Genomic DNA, 21776 nt, shown 5'->3' on the forward strand with positions numbered 1-21776 from the left:
AGACACTTGTCACGGATGATGGGTATTGAACGGAATGCCTTTTTAGATACAGCACAGGCAAGGAGACCAGCCATGAGTTCCATTGGTTTTGGAGGTTACGGTTCGCCATTTGTGTCGGGTGCTGCCGGTATTCCAGCGGCCCAGCCGCAGGGCTCACAGAATCAAAGGGCTACAGCCAGTAGCGATGCCAATCGCGATCTCTCGATTGCACAACTCAACGAGAAATCGATTGGCGATCTGGCCGAAAATCACGGGGTCGACGATCGCGATGCCGATGGTCGCATGCCGTGGACAGCCAACGAAGAACCACCAGTGGAGCAGCCCGAGGCCAGCGAAAGCCAACAGCCGATCCACAAACCGCCGCTGCATCCCCTCGATGCTGACGGTGAACGTGGCACACTCTTCGATAGCGACGCCTGAGCGATGATCCAGTAGCGGGCTGCAGTATTTAAGGAATGGGCGAGGGTTTTTCACCTCTGCTCCCGCTCCGACGGGAAATGGCTTAGGGAAGAATCAGCAAAAGATGGGCTTCGATGGGGTGCTCAGCTCAAGCGAACCGGCTCAAAAAGGCAACCATCCTCGGTGCGGCAGCATCCGGCTCGGAATTCCACAGGGTCCCTGGAGTCGTTTCCAGGCTGATCTCGTGCGGACAACCTGTCGAACTCAATTTGGTCTGCAATGTTTGACAACCCGGATAGCAGAAGTCGTTGCCAGGGTCGCAGAGAATGAGTTGATGATTGGGACGCAGCAGTGGATTGAGCCAGACTGTCGCTTCCTGTTGGCGAACCGCTTCTGCAGTCGGGAACAATCGATCGAGAGAGGTTCCCAATCCATGGATATTGTGCAAATCGACCTTGGGAGCAATCGCGGCAACGATTGGAAACTTTCGGGGATGTCGATAAGCCACTCTCAAGGCACCTTGTCCTCCCACCTCGTAACCTGCCAGTACATAAGGCAGGCCAGTTTCCTGCAGGTAAGGCTGAAGTTGATCTGTCAGCCAGGCCTCGGGACTGATGGGAGCCTGGGCTGTGGAAGAACTTTCATGGATTGGCATTTCCCCCGCATCGAGCCACCAGCAATAAGGAGCCGTGGTGTGATCAAGTGGCTGATCAGCGAAGACCTTGCCCAAGCCATGCGGCGCAATGATTGACACACTCGCCTTCAGTGCCTCTTGTGACCACGCTTCGCTGGCTACCAGCGTGTTGCCATCCATCCCGTGGAGGAACACAATGATTGCTTTGACCGCAGGAGGTGTGAAGACATCGCAGGTCACATTGGCGATGAGACTCGACTGCCAGAGTTCAGAAAGTTGATTCATGAGGGTGCCGACCAGCTTCCGGATTTCCCACCGGTTTTGGAAAGGAGCCGAATCGGGCCGATCGTCATAGCTTTATCGATGCTTTTGCACATGTCATAGACAGTGAGAGCAGCAATCGAAACCGCCGTGAGAGCTTCCATTTCGACACCTGTTTTCGCCGTCAGGCTGGCTGTGGCCACAATGCGAAGTTCATCGGGTGATGTGAAAGAAAATTCTATCTCGACGGAATCAAGCCCTAGAGGATGACAGAGTGGAATCAGATCGGCAGTTTTTTTAGCCGCCATGATCCCCGCCAGACGGGCGACTTCGAGTACATTACCTTTCGCGGTTCCTCCACCAGCCATGCGAGTGATCGTCTCTGGGTGAGCTGTAACAAATCCTTCGGCTGTGGCAGTTCTCTCAGTGACAGGTTTATGGCCCACATTCACCATACGTGAGTGCCCTTCGCTGTCGAAATGGGTCAAATCTGTCATGATCGAGGATCCAAATTTCTGGAATGAAGCCAGCACTTAGTCATAATTCAGATTAACTATGTTTGGCTGAATCTGCCTGCCTGAAAGAGTGAAGTTGATGGAGCTCCCAGCCGAAACAACTCGTCATCACCAGCACAATTCGATGCCTGGCCACGCCTCAGTCGTTGTGCCGGTTATTGATACTCGTAATGGCTGGGCAGTGCATGCGATTGCTGGAAATCGAGCCCTTTATCGACCTTGGACAGATTCTTTTCAGCAGCCACGCAAGCCTCAACAGTTGGCCGAAGAGTTTTCCAGGGTCTGGCAACCACGTTGGCTCTATGTCGCTGATCTCGATGGGATCATCGATGGCCAACCGCAAACAAGCAGCTGGCCTTGTTTGCCGGGAGATGGTCCGCGAATTCTGATGGATGCCGGTTTTCGAGAAATCGATGATGTTCTAACGGCCGTGAACCTCGGCTACGAGGTCATTCTGGGAACGGAGTCGTTACCGTCGATGGCATGGCTGCAGGAACTGATCGTTCGACTGGAAGACTCACAACGATTGTGGATTTCGCTCGATTTTCGCCAGGGCCAATGGCAGGCACCTGCCGAGTTCCAGCAACTGGGCCTCACGGATTTCATCAGCCAACTCTCCAACTGGTCAATGACGCATTGGATCGTGCTGGATCTGGCAGATGTGGGTCAGGGCACCGGAGGTTCAACGGCAGAGCAGATTCGACTGCTCCGAGAAACATTGGAGAAATCGAGTCGCAACTGGAAACACCCTGCCGAAAGCTATCAAAGCAGGCTTGCCCAAAGCTGCCAGCATGGCACACAGGTAGTTCCAACAGAAAGAACCCCCACCATTCTGGCTGGTGGAGGCATGCGGACGGCCCAGGATGTTCTGCAATTGCAGACACAGGGCGTGAGTGGTGTGCTCGTGGCCACAGCGCTGATGACAGGCACCATCACACCCGATCAGTTCGCCCCTTTACGAATGCCTTAAGCGATCTGACAAGCTGTTCGATGAGAATTGTTTACTGCTGATTGACTCGTCTGTCCTCAGGCGGTGACTTCAGCCGGTGTGGGATTCATTTTTTCATACGCCGAGAGAATGAGTTCTTCGGTTTCTTCCCAGCCAATACAGCCATCGGTAATGGAGACGCCGTACTTCAGATCGGCAGGGTTTTTGAGAGGCTGATTGCCAGGGAAGAGGTTACTTTCCACCATCACCCCTGCCAGTGCAGTCTCTCCGTCAAGACGTCGCTGAATAACATCGTTCCAGACAATGTGCTGCTTGGTGTAATCCTTGTTGGAATTCGCATGGCTGCAATCCACCATGATTCGATCACAAAGATTGAGTGCCCGGAGCTTGGAAACCGCTTCCTGCACGTTTTCTGGTGCATAGTTGGGAGCTGTTCGTCCGCCACGCAACACGAGCATGCCCCAGGGGTTCCCTTTGGTGTTGATGATGCAGGTCTTTCCTTCAGGGTCGATGCCCAGGAAACTGTGCGATGTTCGAGCCGCCTGCATGGCATCGAGAGCGACCTGCAAGGTGCCGTCCGTCCCGTTTTTGTAACCGACGGGCATGGAAAGACCGCTGGCCATCTGCCGATGAGTGGGCGATTCTGTCGTGCGGGCCCCAATAGCTGCAAAGGCCAGCAGATCGGAAATATATTGAGGCGTAATGGATTCGAGCAGTTCGGTCGCTGCTGGTAATCCCATATCGTTCACTTCCAGCAGAATGCGGCGGGCCGCCCGCAAACCTGTGGCGATATCGAAGGTCTCATTGAGGTGCGGGTCGTTAATCAGTCCTTTCCAACCAACGGTTGTGCGTGGCTTTTCGAAGTAGACGCGCATCACAATCAGCATGTGGCTTTTGACTTTTTCAGCCAGATCCCGCAGCTTGCGGGCATATTCGAGGGCCGCCACATGATCGTGAATCGAACAGGGGCCGACAGTCACAAAGAGACGGGAATCTTCACCACTGAGAATCCGCTTGATCGCTTCGCGTCCTTCGACAACAGTTCGCATGGCGGAATCGGAAATCGTTTCTTCCGACTTCAGGTATCGGGGGGCAATCAGTGGCACGGTATCCCGAACATTCACGTTTTGGAGCGGTTGCATAACAGTCGACATTCTGTGAAAGAACTCAGGGAGGCCTGATTGCTTGAATGCTGAAACTTCATTAACGACTCAAGGGTGGAATTCATCTGGCATGGTTTCAAGGCCGTATGAAGTCGACAAATTTCAGGCACCCTGAGGAAAGTCTCGTTTCTAGGATTTTAGGTGAGAGCCAGGCCACGGAACAGTCGCAGAGCTGGTTTTCAGATGAGTTTGCCAGTGAAAAGAGAGCTCTGGTGCTCGTCAATCGATTTCCCCACGGGTCATTTCGTGTTGCTTCATCTCAGGATTCGTATTTACTAACCTGCCGATCCTGCACTGGCGAGGAACTTCTCGATGGCATCAAAACCTTGTTTGAGTGTCTCGTCGTCCGTCGCAAAGGAAAGCCTCACAAAACCAGGAGCACCAAAGGCATCGCCTGTCACCAAAGCGACATGAGCTTCTTCGAGCAGGATGGTGCAGAACTCGCTGGCGTCCTTCGCGACTTTCCCACTCGCCAATGGCTTATTGAGCATCGATGAAATGTTGAAGAACATATAGAACGCACCACCGGGGGGCGGGCAGGTCACGCCAAACCGTTCCTGCCAGGGTCGCAGTCGGCTGAGTGAATACTCCCGTCGGCGTTCAAAGACCACACGCATGGCTTCGACAGATTCCTGAGGTCCATCGAGTGCCGTGACAGCCGCATACTGGCTGATGCTGCAAGGATTCGATGTTTCCTGGCTTTGGAGGTTATCCATGGCCTTGATGATGGCGGCAGGCCCGATTGTCCAGCCAATACGCCAGCCTGTCATTGCATAGGCTTTACTGACACCACTGACAATGATCGTCAGGGCCTTGACTTCGGGGCCGAAGCTGGCGAATGAGCGGAACTCACTGCCGGGATAAATGAGTTTCTCGTAGATTTCATCCGAGAGCACTGGAATATTGCGAGCCACTGCAACCTTGGCCAGAGCTTCCAACTGTGCGGGAGTGTAAGCAGCACCGGTCGGATTGCTGGGATTATTGAGTAACAGCAGCTTGGTTCGAGGAGTAATGGCTGCTTCAAACTGCTCGGCCGTCATCACAAAGCCACTGGCTTCTGTGGTTTCGACGAGCACAGGAACGGCACCTGTCAGTTCGACCAGTGCCCCATAACTGACCCAGTAAGGTGTGGGGATGATGACTTCATCACCTGGGCCGCAAAGTGTCGCCAATACATTATGAATCGAGTGCTTGGCGCCGTTCGAGATCAGCACCTGATTGGGAGCGTAGTCGAGATTGTAATCGCGCTTGTAAGCCCGGCAGACTGCTTCCTTCAGTTCGGCAATACCACCAGAAGGTGTGTAATGCGTTTTGCCGGCTTTCATCGCCTCAATCGCCGCCGCCTGGATGTGCTCAGGAGTATTGAAGTCGGGTTCACCCAGCGTGAAGTCGAGAACCTTAACGCCTTTGTTTTTCAGCTCTCGTGCTTTAGCAGCAGCGGCTAAAGTGGCTGAAGGCTTGAGAGCTTCCACGAGCGGAGACAAAGTCATGGCGGGCATGGCAGGCAGTTTTCTATCGTTACAGTAGCGGGAGAAGAATCTCGAAGCCGGGCTTCAGGATTCATGGGTGGGTCAGAAGTTTGTGGGCAGTGTGCTGACGTTCAACTGAGTTCCACATCAAAATATCGCACACTGAAAAATATCTCATACTGAGATTGTCAGGTGAGTTGACTCCAGCGTCAAGGAACGACCCCTTGCGGCCGCATTTAGAAACGACAGTCGAACATTTGCAAATGATCGTCAACCGGTTTGTGACGTCTGGAATCGATGGGAGGTTCGCGATGGTTTGCTCAGCGTTTCGATACCTCCTGGCAGTTCGTTTGATCCAAATCGACGACTTCACCGCCAGCAGGCCTGGATCACGCAACTGATACAGCCGGTTTTTTCCACGAAATCGCTGATTTTGTTACAGAACCCCCAAACCTACCAGCCAGATTGGCCGATAAAATTTGCCGTAATCAGTTCTCGAAAGAGTTACGTCGAGCCGTGATTCCCCGAAGTCAAAAGTTGCGTTGCACAGAGTGACAATAAACCGTTGCAATAAAACAGATTCCGATTGACCTGTTTCGCGAAGCATCCTAAAACTGAATCTGTCGGGTCTGTTCTAAGTTTCAAGGATGAACCTCACTCTATTTGGAGAGTGTGACTGTTAGGCGCAAAACTCGCTCCAAGGACGCTAGAGCGAACTCCCCTCGAGATGATCTCACCGTGGGAGTATTAAGTGCGTCCAGACACTACAGGAGTTATTGAGCATGGCGACAAAAACGACGACGAAGGCTGCTCCAGCGAAAAAGCCAGTTGAAAAGAAGGCTGCTCCAGCCGCCAAGCCCGCCGCAGCAAAGCCAGCGAAGTCGACCAAGCCTAAGGCTGAAAAGCCTGCCAAGGCTGCACCAGCCGCTAAGCCTGCCAAGGCCACCAAGGCTGCTCCCGCTGCAAAGCCAGCCAAGTCCACCAAGCCCAAGGCTGCTCCAGCCGCCAAGCCCGCCGCAGCAAAGCCTGCCAAGGCACCTAAGGCTGCCAAGCCAGCTGCCCCCAAGACACCTGCTGCCAGCTAGTGCTTAGCACTCACTTGCAACGAAGCATTTGCTCGCCACTCCGACACTCTCGCGATTGGCCCCGTTCATGAAACAACAAAGCAGAGAAGCCGGCATTTCCTTGTGATCTGCTGGCTTCTAGCTTTTTAAGGGGCGATGACTGGCACATGCCCATCCATTACGACTTCGCGAGTCGTGTGCTGAAATGTGGATTTGGCAGTGCGATCGACGAAACTACGCAGAAACCAAGCATCACTTCCATCAGCAGAAACACCACACCCAGCCCATAAACGTCGCCCAGCCAACCTAAGAGAGGGACAACCATGCCACCCACACTTACCGCCAGGCCAATGGTCACTCCGGAAGCCATGCCCACCCGGTTCGGCAGATACTCCTGACCCAGCACCACGGCGGGACTGGCCGGTGCGAAAAACAGGATCGCCGTCAAAGCGACCATCGCAGCTCCTACCTCCATCGATGGCGACCAGACCATCAGGGGAAATGTCAGCATCGACAACCCGAAGCCGGTGATCAACGTGGCTCTGCGGCTGAACCGGTCGGCAAACCAGCCTCCGAGAATTGTGCCACCAATTCCAGCTGCCAGAAAGACCGATAAGATCGTTGTGCCCGAAGCCAGGATCACATTGAGATCGAACGCCCCTGTGCTCCCCACGTCGGCTGAATCCGCCCAGCGCTGCCGCCAGTAAAGTGCCAGAAAGGTATTGATCGCAAAGAACACAATCGAACGCGCTACGACACTGATGGTCAGTACGCCAAAGCCGTACCAATCGTCTTTCGCTGGGGCAATCGCTATATGTGGCCGTTGTCTCGACGGCGAAGCAGACATCGAGAACTGCCGGGCCAACAGTGCTGCCACAATAGCTGCAGGGAGTATGACCCACAGCATCCCCAGCCTTCCACTCGATTCGAGCAGCCACCAGCCGAGGGCCGGAGCCATGGCAAACCCCACACTACCACCCAGCGAAAAGTAACTCATCGCGGTGGTGCGATAATCGCCCGCCGCCAGATGAGCTTGCCTCGCTGCTTCCGGATGAAAGGCCGCAATTCCGAAACCACTCAGTGCCAGTGCAAAGAGCAACAATCCATAACTGGGGCTTTGTGCCCCTATTCCCAAAGGAATTCCGGCCAGCAACACACTCGCAGGAAGCAGCCAATGAAGCTTCAAACGGTCGGCCATCTGCCCAAAAACAGGCTGCACAATCGACGACATCGCTGCAGTGGCAAAGACCAGCGAGGCACTCATGAAGTATGTGTAGTTTTCTTTGAGCACCAGGTACGAAACCATCGCCGGGACAAGCCCCTGGCAGAGATCCACCGTGGCATGCCCAATCGTCAGCAGCGAGATCGAGCGGGTTTCAATCCGCCTCAACATCGGGGCCGAACGTGTTTCGACTTGTTCCTCATCAGCGATGGAAATCATCGAGCGACCAGCAGCATCCCTGCGCTGACCAGGTATTAAAACGGACGGCATAACAGCATCAATCGAAAAGTGAACTCATTCTCTCAACTGCCAACTGTCCATCAGTTAACAGCCAACCCAGCCAGACGCCTTACCACGTGGAACATGTTGTCTGGCGGCAACTCTCCCCGGGTTATCAGCAAGTACCGCGATCAAGGCTCGGTTCTAACACCTGACAAGAGCTTTCTCTCGATCCCGCCAGAAAATCACAGGGACTGGTCTCTTGCCGCAGCCCTTCTCTGATCACTCCAGCGGGACACACCTCGCCTCTCGCCGGTTCAAGGAAATTCCAGTTGCGCTGGACGTGTCGGTCTTTGGCAACATCTGTCTCTGATTCACCACATGCCACGCTTCCCTGTGGTGTTCCGGCAACATGTAGCCCACTTGATTCTGTTTTTAAGCGTCCTCGCAGATTGTCACAAGTTGTTGGAATCAAGCATGTTGTGAGCATACAAAATCTCAGGGAAACACTCTGTTCAGGATTGTGGCGCGGAGTTTGTTCTCTCTCCTTGACGCACCGTCAAGTGGTGCAATCAAACCGCTGCGTTTCCATCGATTTTTCATCAAGCAATTGACGGCACACTCAACCCTGGGTCTCTCGCCATGAACAAACCTGTCATCGTTGTCCTTTCGTGCGATCAGCAACTGGCCGTCGAACTCCCCTCCGCACTGCAGGGCCGGGTCGATGTTCGTGCCTGCGATACGACCGAAGAAGTGCAGGATCTGCTCCGGACCGTCACACCTCAAGGTTTTGTGGCTGACTTCCGTCGGACATCTCATAGCGGGATGGCCGAAGCCCGGTTGCTGTCACTTCTTCAGGAACGATTCCCTGCTCTGCGAATTGCTCTCGTGACTCCCGATCGCTGCCCGGAACCATTGCAGGCCCGAGTCAACGAAACCGATCTGACACACTTCAAGGGCCGTGTCGATTCACAAATTCTGGCCCAGACATTCCGGGAACTGGCCGATCGAGTCGCCCCGGCTGAACCCTCGACATTATCCAGAGGCCAGACGAGCACCAACGCAGATCCTCAGTATCCGGCTGCACGAAATACGCCTGTGAGTACACCACGGGCCGCCATCACGAGCACCTCATCAACGCGAAGTGCAGTTCCTGCCCACGAGAGTGCCATGCTCGATACGGCAGCAGGGAGTATCAGCCGCCGGTTTGAAACGAGTTCACCACAGCTCCAGCAAATGCTGGCTGACCTCGAAATTGCAGCCCGGCACGATGTCACCATCATGCTCATTGGCGAGACCGGTGCGGGAAAGACCTATCTTTCGAGACTCATTCACGAAGCCTCACCCCGGCGTACCGATCCATTCCTGCCTGTCGCCTGCGGTGCTCTCCCTGATGACCTCATCGAAAGTGAACTCTTCGGCCACATGAAAGGCTCGTTCACCAGTGCCCATGCCGATAAAGAGGGGAAGTTCATTGCTGCCAAACGCGGGTCACTACTGCTCGACGAAATCGATGTCCTCGGCCTCGAACAGCAGGTAAAGCTGCTGAGAGTCATTGAAACCGGTGAGTTTGAACCTGTCGGTTCGAACCAGACACTTCGCTCGCAGGCCCGGCTGATCGTCGCGAGTAACCTCGAATTGCAGCCGCTGGTCGAACAGGGCCGCTTCCGCCCCGATCTCTATTACCGCCTTAACATGCTCAAGTTCAACATCCCGCCACTGCGTCATCGCAAGGTCGATATTGTTCCTCTGGCCCGGCGTTTTGTCAGGCAGTTTGTGCAGAAGCATGGAGTGACGATTCGCGAGATCGACCCAGGTCTGTTCGAAGCTCTGTTGGGATATCCCTGGCCTGGGAACGTTCGCGAGCTGGAGCATGTTATTCAGCGGGCGGTGATCTATTGCCGCGATGGCGTACTGCGGGCTGAGCATCTTCCTTCCCATATTGTGGGAGGTTATGCCGGGCCGACGAATGATCCTTCGGTCGATCTGGGCCATCAGTTCGTCACAACAGCGACACCCAAGCAGAGCCTGGAAGGGCAGATTGCGCTGACAGAGAAAGAGATTATCGAACAAGCCCTCTTCAAGAACAGTTTTAGCCGGACGCGAACCGCCAAGGATTTAGGTATCAGCCGGGTGACGCTCTACAACAAAATGAAACGCTACGGCATCGGTAACTAGCCCGCATCGACCACGTAATAAACAACAAAGCCCCGGCGTGCCCCGTGAACGCCGGGGCCTTTTCTTTTCCAAGGCGAGCAGTGGGTGTCAACCCACTGTTTCTACTATCATCACTTTAATTGAAAGGGAAAGTCGAAGGTGGGTTGCCGAGGGCTTTAGCCCACCCTGCCGGGCTGGTGTCGAACCCATTGCAAAAAGTCATACAATATGTAACGGTGAATCCTCAGGTCGTTCCGTTCTTCATGAAGTGCTGTTTGTTCTGAACCGCAAACTTCGCCAGAAGCACATTTACGTCTTCGGTGCATGAATAGTACCGATCGTCCAGAGATTCAAAGAGCTTTCTGTGGCGAGAAACCAACTTCGCGAGCTCTTTGTGACGATTCTCGTCGTTCCGCGAAGGACCGGATGCTCCAAAGAGCTTTATTGCTTCTTCGAGAACTTTCGCACGTTCATGAGCGCCCATCTCCTTCAGTCCTTTCAGTGCTTCCATCCAATGACCGCCGGAAGAATTGGAGAAGAACTGAGTGTGCCCGCCATTGTTGACCTCCGAGTCGTAGATTCGTACGGCAAGGTAGAGTTTTAGCGGAGAAGACAGATCATCAAAGCCGAGGTCGTCCATACGGTTGAGGGCGTAACCATAGGCGTCGAGCACACCATGGAGAATTGCGATGGCCTCCCCAGCACCCCTTCTCACCACCTCCTCGGTGGAATTCAATTCCGACTGAATCACCTCTTGGGCTTTCGAATCCGGATTGATTGCGTATGAGACTAATGCCGCTGAGTACTCGTAGCTATGTGGATACTTACCAATGAGCGGCTTCACAGTGTTGAGGAAGGGCAGAAGACGTTCGTGCGGAATCTTGACTTTCGCATTGTTCAATGCCAACAAATTATATTCCGACCTATTGTTATCGACGGCAAGGTTCGCCGAGGAAATCAGGATTTCGGTGGCCCGCTCCCGGTCGATGGCAAGCAATAGTTCGGGAGCCGTCCGGGTGGTGCTGAGATCATCACGGGTCAACAACTCAATCAGTGTAGGGAAAACGGCGTCGAGAAACGCTTTCTCGCTTCGCTGGGCGGTGATTCCCCTGTGGATGCCATACATTCCGAATGTGCAAACCTGAGGGTTCTGATCGGTCAGGGATTTCAGGGTATGCGGAATGCATTCCGCAGTGCCGATGTTTGCCATGGCTAGGGCCGCATAAACACGGAAGTGCTCGTTGTCATGCACGATGTATCGTGATAACGCTCCCACTGCGGAAGGTGGGGCTAAAGGTTCAAGTATATTGCATATTCGTTCGAAAGGCGACTTTTCAGCGAATGCGTGGCCATCTTTGGAGAACATCTTCACTGCGGTTTGAGGATCTTCGAGAGCCTCGATGAGAAAGGGCAAAGCTTTGATTCCCACAAGCTTCAGGCGTTCCTTGTTGAAATCCTGATCCTTCTCGACGAACAGCCTTTCGACCATTCCTCGGATTTCAGATTCGGAGATATCGTCAGGGATGACCAGCGCGGCCCGCGCAGCGAAATAGTCGCTTGCTGCCTTTCTATAGTCCGGGTTCGTGACCCAGTCGTGGAAGCCGCCTCGGCCCGCCGAGAAATACTCACGGAAGGCAAGATAAAGAAATATTGCCACGCTGGCAATTATCCCCAGTGTTATATAATCCATGACTTTGGGCGATCACGATGAAATGTGGTTTGTGAATGGCCATGCCGACAACACAAATCAGACACATCGCTGATGGATTTGGCGATGAACCTGATTCGTCGGATGGCGGCTACGTGCTGATTCAACGAGTAGGGTGGGTTAAGGCTTTGCGCAACCCACCAACTCGAAATCGCCCCTGATCGTTTCTTTTCACTCCGTGCAAGCTGGCGAAGACCCACTTAATGAGCACATCAAGAGTCAACCACGAGGCGAGGGTATCTTTTATAGTTATTGATGCATTCTATAGTACTGTTCAGCGTCTTCGTCGAAAGGGAGAATCATAGGTGGGTTGCGCAGAGCCTTAACCCACCCTACCGGGCTGGGTGACAAAGTCACAAGAAACATTTCAATAAACGCCCTTTTGGATTCCTCCAGCCTGATTCCACCCGCGAAATCGGCACGCCAGTTATACGCATTTGTGCCATGCTTGCGGCTCTGAGCAAGCATGTGTTTTGGTCTTTCAACGATCAATACCACACGCAAATCCCGCATGCTCACTCCGAGCCGTGAGCATGGCACGTAGATGATTATCGTGAGCCGGTATCCGGCAACGCGTGGTGAAGTTGATCATCGGCAGGTCGCTTCGAGATCGCCCTAAAATGCGTTGTTGCGTGGTGGATTGGGGGGGCGGTTGGGGTTTGCGGGCTTCGTGTTGGGTGTGTTGGGAGGAGTGGCTGCAGGTTGTCCGGGATTTCCCCCTCCAACGCGCAGGACTGTGCGGAAACCGACATCGGGGAATTTGTCGGTCATCAATCGACCTTCCCGGGCTGTGACATCCCAATCGCTTAAACAGCCTTTCACGGTGTGCTGGCTGGTAATTTTTGGCTTCTTGGCACCTGTCCAGTTCTTCACGCCGTCTCGCGACTTGGCCGCTTCGGCGTGGCTGTTGTCGTCGTGCCAGTCGGCGACCCATTCATGAGCATTTCCCGCCAGGTCGTAGATGCCGTAAATGCTCTGATCGCTGCTGAACTTGCCGACGTTGGCCAATGTTTTGGTCGTTCGCGGCTCGGGCCAGATCGCCCGGGTATTGCCCCAGGGAGCTCGAAATCCGTCCGGGCCACGGGCGGCTTTTTCAAATTCCGCCTCTGTGGGAAGTTCCCGACCAGACCACTTGGCGTAGGCACTGGCCACACCCCACGGAATCCCCAGTACGGGCTGGCGTGGATCAGCCGTCTCATTGATCGCAGCGAAGCTGTTCTTGTTCTTGGCCTTCATCTCATCGCGATAGCGTTTGTACTCAGCGACCGTTGTTTCAAACACATTGATGTAATAGCCATCCAGTAGAACCGTGGCTTCAGGCCGGGCATTGGCGGGGCCGTCATTGGAGCCGAGCCTGGCAGGCCCGGGTGGGATGTAGGCCATCAGGCTGCCGTCGTACTGGCAGATGATTCGCTTAGGCCAGCCATCCGGCGATAACCCTGTCCCCGGAACGGACATGAACCCAATTGGTAAACGATTTCCCTGGAGGTTCGCAGGGTTTCCCGAAGCATCGATCGAGCTTCCCGTCTCGGTGGTGGCGGGAATTTCGGTCACGACAAAGCTGGTTGCACCTGCCTGATCTGCCACCTGTGCAATCACAAACTGATCGATTTCATGCGGAAGTGGTGTTGATGATGTCACGCTGTTGACAGAGCCAGGTGCGACGAAGTCAAACACATTTGCGGGATGTTCTCCCGGTGGAGCCATGGCCGGGCCGGCTGTGGCTTCGCCTTCGACGGGTGCGGCTTCGCCCGGCGGATTCTCAGCGGGTTCAGGAGCAGCGGGCTTCACCGTTTTGATGGCGACAGGTGGTGGAGCCACCGGAGCTGCTGGTGCTGGTGGTTTTGTGCCACCACCACAACCTGACAGCAACCAGGGGGCCAGCCACAGGAGGGCGCACAGCCTGATTCCTTGCCAGCCGTTCGCAACTCGTGCGGCGGAATCAGTGGGATTTGTTGAACCAGCCTGTTCGATAAGCCATGCCATAACGACACTCCGCAGGCAAAACCTACCCTGCAATCACGCCATCACTCTTGTGGAATACGACAGGATGGAGCCTGCCGTATTCTTTTAAGTCTGATGGAGAAATCGCTGAAAGGCAACTGGCAGCTTGGCGTTCCATTCGATGTGAGGAAAAGTTCATCGTCAGCAAGGAACAGCAGCGACTGATTTCTCCGCAACGCGTCATTTCACGAAAACCAGAAGGCGACAGTTGCTTTCACGGGAGAGAAGAGTTTCATGATGTTCCCCCACTCGGCATAGGTGGCCAGAATGGCAATAAACATAAAGAACGTTCCACCCAAAAAGAGCCCTGTGAGGACAGCAATGCCGGGCCGTATTGCCTTGGGCAGCAGGAAGGCATTCACGAACAAGGTGTGAAAGCAACTCACTCCCAGCGCGTAATTATAAAGCATCCCGGCAAAGGTGAGCAGGCTGTCTCCCTTGATTGTCAGCAGCATAAAAATCCCGACTCCGGTATAGACCCAGAGCACAATAAAGTAGAGCGTGCCGATATGCTTGGGATCGATCTTCCGCATGTGTGAACTGGCTGTCCAGGTGACATCGACCCACCGGCGTAAAGTCCCCTCCGCTGTCGATGCACAACTGGTGGCCAGCACCAGAAATCCGCAGAAGAGAGTCAGCGCCCAGAACGTTTTTCCCCAGGCGCGCTGGCTGCCGGTAATGGGTGGCAGCTTGGCATCTTCGGCTGCCTGAGTTTCACTCGAAGGGGCAGCCTCCGGGGTTTGTGTGCCACCTTTGGAAATCACAGCCGCCTGAGGAAACAGCCTGGCGGCTGGGACACCACTTACTGCTTCAGCCACACCATTGGCGGTCATACCGGCTGAAGCCCATTTATCAACTAGCACAGTTCCACGCGGCAAAAACTGCACCGAGAGCATGCTCGGGAGTGCCAGGCCAATAAAGCAGGCGGGCATCCAGATCATGAGTTGTTCACGCCTCACGTGCTTGAGCCAGCCCTTCCAGTGAGCCAGATTTTCTTTCGTTTGCCGGAAAACCATCCCGACGTGCGAGAGGGCAATTTCGTGGCCACCGACAAAACTGGGGATTGCTCCCACGTGGCGGCCCATGCCCCAACCCTGATCGCGGGTGTAGTTACTCATGGGAGTGTTAGTGAGCCCGCCATTCCCCGAGATCGCAGCCATCGTCGCGAGAATGCCGATCACACTCAGATCAATCACTGGAAATCCGCGACCGCCAAAGAATTCGATAAACACGTTTTTGACATTCGGACCCAGTGGCTGCTCATCAGCATCCTGAATGCCATTTCCATTGAGATCATTCTCGGCCACCACAGGAATGTTGCCAAACTGGAAAAAGCCTGTACCAATCTCACGCCACGTTTCGAATGTCGAAAACCAGACAGCGAGGATCAGCAGAAAGCTGACCACAAAGATCAGCTTGAAAACCATGACCGCTTTCAGCGAATGATAGACTTTTCCGCCCACACTCATGGGGAGCATGACACCCACGAGAATCAGGCAACCCAGAAGCTTCAGATACCATTCATACTCTTTGGAATCGGGCACATACCCCAGATACAGCCCCAACAGAGGAATGGCGGCATTCGAAGCCAGGTAGGGCAAAAACGAGCCAAAATCGAGTAGCAGGTAGAACGACAGCCAGAACAATGGCCCGGGGAAGAGCCGAAACTTCCCGGTAAAAATCGGCTCGCCGGTATAGAGAGTGTAGCGGCTGATTTCGATGTTATAGAGTGTCTGGCAAAGAATACTGATCGTCGACAGCCACAACAGAGCACCGCCAAAGCGAGCCGTATTGAGCGGGCCAGTCAGCCACTCGCCGCCACCGATGGCCGAAGCCCCCAGGACAATTCCCGGCCCGATAAATCCGGCGACATTCCGCAACTTAAACACCGGCGGAGCGGGCAAATCTCCCAGATCCCAGCGAGGCATGGAGGCCACACCCGGGTGGGGTGCCAGTTCGGTCACAGGCTCACTGGAAGTCGTGGCAGCCCGGATCGTCTCCTCTGGGGGTGTCGCTGTCATTCACCAGTTCTCCGGCCTAACTTCTTATAATCAAAGCAGATATGAAACATCACGCCAGGCGTTTACATCCTTTGTGCATGGATTTCGAGAGCCCAATGCCCCGGTACCTTTAGAGGCTGAGCCGGGCCAGGAATCCATCAACGAATGAACCTAGACGAATGCGTCACTCTCTGCAATCAATGACCCGTACCTTTAGGGATCATTTTCCGATCTCGTCGTGAACTCCCATGATTTTTGAATCCATTCGAACCGTCGAAACGCCTGCAATCCCGTGCCATTTGCAGCAGACAGGGTGGTTGTGTGAATTCTGACTGGTCGACCTTTTATGCTCGAAAACATCGCGCGATGAACACGACAACACCTTCGAGTTCCCGAAAGTCGGCCTCGTCAGGCAACTTTTCTGTAAGGGATCACTGCAAAAGCGGTTAGACTTTTCATTACAGACTTTTGCATGGCATCAAGAAGAACTGCATCGCGACAAGATCTGCACAGTCAGTTATTCCTCGTTCACTCTCCCGCCCGCCGCCACTTCGACTTCGGTGAGTTTTGCATGACGACCAACACTGTCCTTCCAGCCGAAACACTCCCGGTTCTGAATCCCGAAAGTCCTGCCACCGGCGGTTGTGACGACATCCAGCTCGACCCACCCAAGGCTCAGACCACTGAGGTGGGCAGTTACTTCATCTCAAACTATCCGCCGTTTTCGCTCTGGCAATCGAGCAACCTGCCCCGCTTGAAAGAGGTGATGGCTGCACCTCCTGCATCGAAGGCTCCACTCGGGCTGTATCTGCACATTCCCTTCTGCCGTAAACGCTGCAAATTCTGTTACTTCCGGGTCTATACCAATCAGAATGCCAAGGCGATTGAACAGTACGTTGAAGCCCTGGCTCGCGAAGTGGAACTGGTCAGCCAGTTGCCCGCCATCCAGGGCCGCAAGCTCAAGTTTGTCTACTTTGGTGGGGGAACTCCCTCCTATCTGAGTTCTAAACAACTCCGCTTTCTTCGCGAGAAGTTAAGTGCCCATATCAGTTGGGATGACGCCGAAGAAGTGACCTTCGAGTGCGAGCCCGGCACGTTGCACGAAGAGAAAGTCGCCACGCTGAAAGACATCGGCATCACGCGCGTCTCCTTGGGCGTCGAGAACTTTAATGACCAGATCCTCGAAGAAAATGGCCGAGCCCATAAGACGCCGGAAGTCTACCGCGCTTACGAGTGGATTCAGAAAGCGGGCTTCCCTCAGGTGAACATTGATCTCATTGCCGGGATGATTGGCGAGACCGATGAGAACTGGGCCATGAACATTCGCGAAGCTCGAAAGCTCGCTGCTCAGAACGTGACCATTTATCAGATGGAACTCCCCTTCAATACGATCATCTCGAAAGAGATGAAAGAGCTGGGCACCGCTTCACCTGTGGCCGATTGGGCCACCAAACGCCGCTGGGTGAGTGAAGCGATGGATGCCCTCGGTGAAGATGGCTACCACATCTCCAGTGGCAACGAACTTGTCAAGAACCCCACGACCGACCAGTTTGTCTATCGCGATAACGTCTGGCGAGGCTGCGATCTGCTGGCGATTGGAGTTTCTTCGTTTGGCCATCTGCAGGGTGTCCATTATCAGAATCTCGATCGCATTGAGGATTATCTGGCAACGGTCGAGCGGGGTGAGTTGCCTGTGAACCGAGCCCTCGAACCCACGCCACATCAGCGGCTGATTCGCGAATGGGTGCTGCAGATGAAAGAAGGTCAGGTGAGTGCCGCACCATTCATCGATAAGTTTGGCATCAATCCGCTGGAGGAGTTCCGCACACCACTAGCCAATCAGGCGGCCCGGGGTTACCTCGTCGTCGAAGAAGATCGCGTGCGGCTGACGAGAAAAGGTCTCCTGCAGGTTGATAGTCTGCTCCCGGAATACTTCGAACCCGAACACCGTGCTGTTCGTTACACCTGAGTGACCATCGTAAAGTCAGAATTCCGTTCTCCTGGTACGATCTGTTCCCGAGTGATTGGCCTTCACGATGAATGCACTGCACTCTCTCGATGCTCTCATGAATCCGTTTCGATCGGCTGCGCCGCTTTTCATCAAAGCGGTGCATCTGCCGCAAGCGGTGACTCCGGAGCCTTATGCCGGGCTCTTGGTGCATCACGAGCACATGACAGTCGCCATGGAGAATTTTCACAAAGATCGAGTTGATGTCGAGGTGCTCGACCGGCATCTCGAAGGGCCGATTCTCTATCGCAAGATCATTCTGCGTTGCAGCACCAGCGGCGTGGTGGTGCAGTTCGGGCTGGTGCGCTTCGACCTGCGCACTGTTTCGCAGCAGGTGCGTGATGAGATTATGGCCGAAGAGATACCATTGGGCCGCATTCTCATCAACCACAACCTTTTGCGGCATGTCGATCTCAATGCGATCCTCGAATTGAGCCTGGGTGAAGAACTGGCGGCCCTGATGGAGGTTCCCGCCGGTACCACCACCTATGGCCGCCTCGCCACCCTCTTCTGCGACCACCAACCCGCCGTTGACTTATTGGAGGTTTCGAGGCCATTGGGATGATTGTATGAGATTGGTATATCGAACAATGAGTTGTTGATCTGTCCCGGAATGGTACGTTTTTGAAGTTGATGCTTGAGAGCAGGCTGGCGTTCTGCCGGAAGAGAACATGGCAATCGTAACATGGGTTTTTGAGCCGAACATCTTTCCTGAAACCCATCAGCCAATCCGAAAAGCTGTCCGCGATGGCGGGCATTGTCTCATTGAGTGGTCAGATGCCTGGTGGACGGATGGTGTGCCTTCGAATGTGCCAAATTCGTCTGTCGTGTTTCATGGCTCGCTTGGTAACGCCGCAAGAATTACGAGTGAGTTGCAATGGACGCCGGGTGCGTTCTGCTCAGTCGAAGCATTTCGATGCTCTGCATGGTACGAGTCAGCCCGTCAATGGCTTGTCCATAGAGACTGGACGATCTGTCCTGCGAGTGAGTTGGTCGCTAACGCTCGAAAACTTGCCGACAAGCTCGGGGCTACCGATCGCGTGTTTGTACGCCCGGATAGCCCACTGAAACCCTTTAGTGGACGGGTCGTTGATGTCGCTTCCCTGACGTTGGCAAAGCTCGATTATGGTTTCTACTACGATGACGAAACCATTCCGGTCGTCGTGGCACCAGTGCAGTCGATTGGAAACGAATGGCGTTTTGTCATTGCGGATCGCTCGGTGATTGCAGGTTCGGCCTATGATCCGAAAACGCGAAATCCGGTGATCGCGGCACTAAACTCCGCACCAGCCGAATTCGCAACCATCGTAGCCTCATCGATCCCGGAACCAGAAATCGTCTACATACTCGATATCTGCGAGTGTAATGGTGAACTGCGACTCCTCGAATTAAATCCTTTTGGCGGTGCTGACCTTTACGCATGTAATGCAACGAAGGTTGTTGAGGTTGTCTCATCCATCGCAGAGAACGAGACAAAGTAAACTCCGGTCTTAATCGGAGGTATTTAGGTACACGACAACACACAAGGGCGTCGTGTGCAGCTGCTGGCTCGCCAGCGGTGCTCAATCAATCAACCAATGCTCTCACTCGGGTGAGAGCATCGGGAGCGGTGTCAAGAGTGGCGAGGAGATGCCGGCCCAGGTGCCGAGTTCTCTGCGTGAGGGGTAGCGCGAGCGGGATTTGATTTCCCCATCGATCACCGTCACTGGCAGCACCTCGGGGCCTTCGGTCGCCAGCAGTTCCCGAATCACTTCGTTAGCCGCGAAGGCCATGGGCTGCTGGGCCAGGTTGAAGCGTTCGACCGCGACGCCGCGACTTTTCAGCCAGTCAAGATCTGCCGCAAACTGAGGGAGCACAGGATCCACCTGCGGACCACAGATCCCTGTCGAACAACAAAGTGCCTTGTCGAAAATCTGCAGTGTGCTCATCGGATTTCCTCGCTTCACTTCCCTGACTGATGATCAATCCGTGAGGACTGTTCGATTTCAAACTCTGACTTAATTGGATTATCCCGGATCGAACTTCAGGATGCCAACTCGATCAAGGTTTTCCCGAAAGATCCAGAGTTTCTCACAATGAGCAAATCTGGTACACATAGACTTATCAACAATCAATGATGCACTCTTGTTGGTGATTCACGTCAACTTGTGATTCACCTCAACTCATGATCCATTTTTCGATGGTGAGGTCTGGCTGTGGGAATGTTAGGAATTCTCATCGGTGCGGCAATCCTCCTGTATGCCGCCTGGCGGCTCTATGGGCCGGTGCTGGCACGTCTTCTGGAACTGGATAACAACCGCCCCACACCAGCCGTCACGCAGTGCGATCATCTCGACTACGAGCCGATTGAACCCAATGCACTGCTTTCACAGCATTTTTCGGCGATTGCCGCTGCCGGGCCGATTGTGGGCCCCATTGTCGCTGGCATCGCGTTTGGCTGGTTGCCCGCCATTTTATGGATTCTTGTCGGCGCCATCTTTGTCGGGGGTGTGCATGATATTACAGCTCTGGTCGCTTCGATCCGGCACAAAGCCCGTTCGATTGCCGAAGTTGTCCGCGAGCACATGAGCCGTCGGGCGTTTCTGCTCTTTCTTTCGTTTGTCTGGCTGGCACTGGTCTACATTGTGGTCGCTTTTACGGATATCACCGCGAGAGCTTTCGTCGGGCAGCTCGATCTGGGGAATGGCGAAGTGGTGAGTGGCGGCGGGATTGCCTCGTCATCGCTGATCTATCTGCTGATCCCCATCATCATGGGTGTGACCATGCGATACACGAAATTGTCGCTGGGCTGGGCCACCATTATCTTTCTGCCGCTGGTAGGACTTTCGGTCTATGTGGGCCAGTTGATTCCGCTCGATATGGAAAGTCTGATGCTTCGCTTCGGCTGGGCCACGACAGCCGACGAAGCCAAGTGGGCAGCGATTATCACGTGGGATCTGCTGCTGCTGTTCTATTGCTGCCTGGCTTCGATTGCCCCGATGTGGCTGCTATTACAGCCACGGGGTCATCTGGGCGGATACTTCCTGTATGTCGCTTTGATTGGTGGAGCTGCGGGCTTAATCGTTGGCAGCCTGTTGAATCAGCAGCCGATTCAATACCCGATGTTCCGGGGTTGGCAACCACCGGAAGCAGGGAATTTTGTCTTCCCGATGCTGTTCATTCTCATTGCCTGTGGAGCCTGTTCAGGTTTTCATGCACTCATTGCCTCTGGCACAACTTCCAAGCAGCTGCGTGTCGAATCTGATGCCCGTGTCGTGGGTTATGGCGCGATGCTCCTGGAAGCGATGGTGGCAATTTTGTCGCTGGCGTGCGTGATGCGGCTTTCACAAACCGACCCACTCTTAACGAGTGGTAAATTGGAGCCCAACGTGATCTATGCCACGGGACTGGGGAGTTTTCTGCAGACGTTTGGTATCCCGGCAAGCCTGGCGGTTTCGTTCGCTTTGATGGCCTTTACCACCTTTGTTTACGACACTCTTGATGTCTGTACGCGACTGGGCCGGTACATCATTCAGGAACTGACGGGCTGGCAAGGCTGGGGTGGCCGCTGGTTTGGCACCATCATTTCCGCTGCAGCACCCGCCTTTTTTGTGACTCAGCAAGTCACCAACCTGCAAGGCAAAGTGGTTCCTTCGTGGGAAGTCTTCTGGCCCCTGTTTGGTGCCAGTAATCAATTGCTCGCTGCTCTCACATTACTCGGGGTGACGGTATGGTTGTGGCAAACTCGCCGAGCCGCCTGGGTGTGGATTGTCACTGGCCTCCCCACCGTGCTGATGTACACGATGAGTCTCTGGGCTCTCGGTGTGATGACGAGTGGCACATGGCAGCAGATCCAGAAAGCGGAGAAGGTTGCGCCGGTCAGTTATGTGATCATCACGGTTTCGTCACTGCTGATTGTGCTGGCATTGCTGATGCTGATCGAAGCGATCATGGCTTTGACAACAAACAACAAAGAGCGGGCCATTCCTGTGACAACACCGGCCTGAGCCACCAGTCTTTTCTAC

17 protein-coding genes are annotated in these 21776 nt (G+C 54.3%); 8 read left to right on the top strand and 9 right to left on the bottom strand.

Annotated features, from left to right (window positions below):
- Positions 1-72 precede the first annotated feature (72 nt).
- Complete coding sequence (locus PLIM_RS00655; protein WP_013108413.1) at positions 73-420, top strand: hypothetical protein; 348 nt, start codon at positions 73-75, stop codon at positions 418-420.
- A 127-nt stretch (positions 421-547) separates the two neighbouring features.
- Here PLIM_RS00655 and PLIM_RS00660 read toward each other — a convergent pair whose 3' ends face one another.
- Both PLIM_RS00660 and moaC read right to left on the bottom strand, forming a co-directional pair.
- Positions 548-1318 (bottom strand): hypothetical protein, encoded by a 771-nt coding sequence (locus PLIM_RS00660; RefSeq protein ID WP_013108414.1) that lies wholly within the window; start codon positions 1316-1318, stop codon positions 548-550.
- Positions 1315-1791 (bottom strand): cyclic pyranopterin monophosphate synthase MoaC, encoded by a 477-nt coding sequence (gene moaC / locus PLIM_RS00665; RefSeq protein WP_013108415.1) that lies wholly within the window; start codon positions 1789-1791, stop codon positions 1315-1317. Before moaC ends, PLIM_RS00660 begins: the two co-directional genes overlap by 4 nt.
- Positions 1792-1888: 97 nt before the next feature.
- On the opposite strand from moaC, the gene PLIM_RS00670 reads away from it, so the two are divergent.
- Positions 1889-2779 carry a HisA/HisF-related TIM barrel protein gene (locus tag PLIM_RS00670; RefSeq protein ID WP_041400871.1) on the top strand — a complete coding sequence of 297 codons (891 nt, stop codon included), beginning with the start codon at positions 1889-1891 and terminating at the stop codon, positions 2777-2779.
- Positions 2780-2835: 56 nt separating this feature from the next.
- Here PLIM_RS00670 and PLIM_RS00675 read toward each other — a convergent pair whose 3' ends face one another.
- On the bottom strand, positions 2836-3900 hold the full coding sequence (locus tag PLIM_RS00675; RefSeq protein ID WP_041402600.1) for a 3-deoxy-7-phosphoheptulonate synthase: 1065 nt from the start codon (positions 3898-3900) through the stop codon (positions 2836-2838).
- Positions 3901-4196: 296 nt separating this feature from the next.
- Positions 4197-5420 (bottom strand): pyridoxal phosphate-dependent aminotransferase, encoded by a 1224-nt coding sequence (locus PLIM_RS00680; RefSeq protein ID WP_013108418.1) that lies wholly within the window; start codon positions 5418-5420, stop codon positions 4197-4199.
- Between the two features lie 752 nt (positions 5421-6172).
- Between PLIM_RS00680 and PLIM_RS23940 the strand changes: the two genes are divergently transcribed.
- A complete protein-coding gene (locus tag PLIM_RS23940; RefSeq protein WP_013108419.1) occupies positions 6173-6475 on the top strand; it encodes a hypothetical protein in 303 nt (100 codons plus the stop codon).
- Positions 6476-6632: 157 nt separating this feature from the next.
- Here PLIM_RS23940 and PLIM_RS00690 read toward each other — a convergent pair whose 3' ends face one another.
- Entirely contained in the window at positions 6633-7946 is a 1314-nt protein-coding gene (locus tag PLIM_RS00690; protein ID WP_052301457.1) for an MFS transporter, read from the bottom strand.
- 591 nt (positions 7947-8537) lie between these two features.
- Here PLIM_RS00690 and PLIM_RS00695 point away from each other — a divergent pair.
- Positions 8538-10073 (top strand): sigma-54-dependent transcriptional regulator, encoded by a 1536-nt coding sequence (locus PLIM_RS00695; protein WP_013108422.1) that lies wholly within the window; start codon positions 8538-8540, stop codon positions 10071-10073.
- A 223-nt stretch (positions 10074-10296) separates the two neighbouring features.
- Here the strand turns inward: PLIM_RS00695 and PLIM_RS22170 are convergent, their stop codons facing one another.
- From PLIM_RS22170 to PLIM_RS00720, 3 genes are all read right to left on the bottom strand, one after another.
- The gene (locus PLIM_RS22170; protein ID WP_013108423.1) at positions 10297-11742 is read right to left on the bottom strand and encodes a DMP19 family protein; all 1446 of its coding nucleotides are present in this window, start codon (positions 11740-11742) and stop codon (positions 10297-10299) included.
- A gap of 633 nt (positions 11743-12375) precedes the next feature.
- On the bottom strand, positions 12376-13746 hold the full coding sequence (locus tag PLIM_RS22175; protein ID WP_013108425.1) for a formylglycine-generating enzyme family protein: 1371 nt from the start codon (positions 13744-13746) through the stop codon (positions 12376-12378).
- A 203-nt stretch (positions 13747-13949) separates the two neighbouring features.
- Positions 13950-15785, bottom strand: a complete 1836-nt coding sequence (locus tag PLIM_RS00720) for an Nramp family divalent metal transporter (RefSeq protein WP_013108426.1) — start codon at positions 15783-15785, stop codon at positions 13950-13952.
- 550 nt (positions 15786-16335) lie between these two features.
- Here PLIM_RS00720 and PLIM_RS00725 point away from each other — a divergent pair.
- The 3 genes from PLIM_RS00725 (at position 16336) to PLIM_RS00735 (ending at position 19253) form a co-directional block, all read left to right on the top strand.
- A complete protein-coding gene (locus PLIM_RS00725) occupies positions 16336-17733 on the top strand; it encodes a coproporphyrinogen-III oxidase family protein (protein ID WP_013108427.1) in 1398 nt (465 codons plus the stop codon).
- A 67-nt stretch (positions 17734-17800) separates the two neighbouring features.
- A complete protein-coding gene (locus tag PLIM_RS00730) occupies positions 17801-18337 on the top strand; it encodes a hypothetical protein (protein ID WP_013108428.1) in 537 nt (178 codons plus the stop codon).
- Between the two features lie 106 nt (positions 18338-18443).
- Positions 18444-19253, top strand: coding sequence for an ATP-grasp domain-containing protein (locus tag PLIM_RS00735; RefSeq protein WP_013108429.1), 810 nt, complete (start codon positions 18444-18446; stop codon positions 19251-19253).
- 102 nt (positions 19254-19355) lie between these two features.
- On the opposite strand, the gene arsD is transcribed toward PLIM_RS00735, so the two are convergent.
- Positions 19356-19700, bottom strand: a complete 345-nt coding sequence (gene arsD, locus PLIM_RS00740) for an arsenite efflux transporter metallochaperone ArsD (protein WP_013108430.1) — start codon at positions 19698-19700, stop codon at positions 19356-19358.
- 273 nt (positions 19701-19973) lie between these two features.
- Here arsD and PLIM_RS00745 point away from each other — a divergent pair, with 273 nt between their 5' ends.
- The gene (locus PLIM_RS00745) at positions 19974-21758 is read left to right on the top strand and encodes a carbon starvation CstA family protein (protein ID WP_041400874.1); all 1785 of its coding nucleotides are present in this window, start codon (positions 19974-19976) and stop codon (positions 21756-21758) included.
- The last annotated feature ends 18 nt before the right edge of the window (positions 21759-21776 follow it).

This window comes from Planctopirus limnophila DSM 3776 (assembly GCF_000092105.1).
Lineage (GTDB): Bacteria > Planctomycetota > Planctomycetia > Planctomycetales > Planctomycetaceae > Planctopirus > Planctopirus limnophila.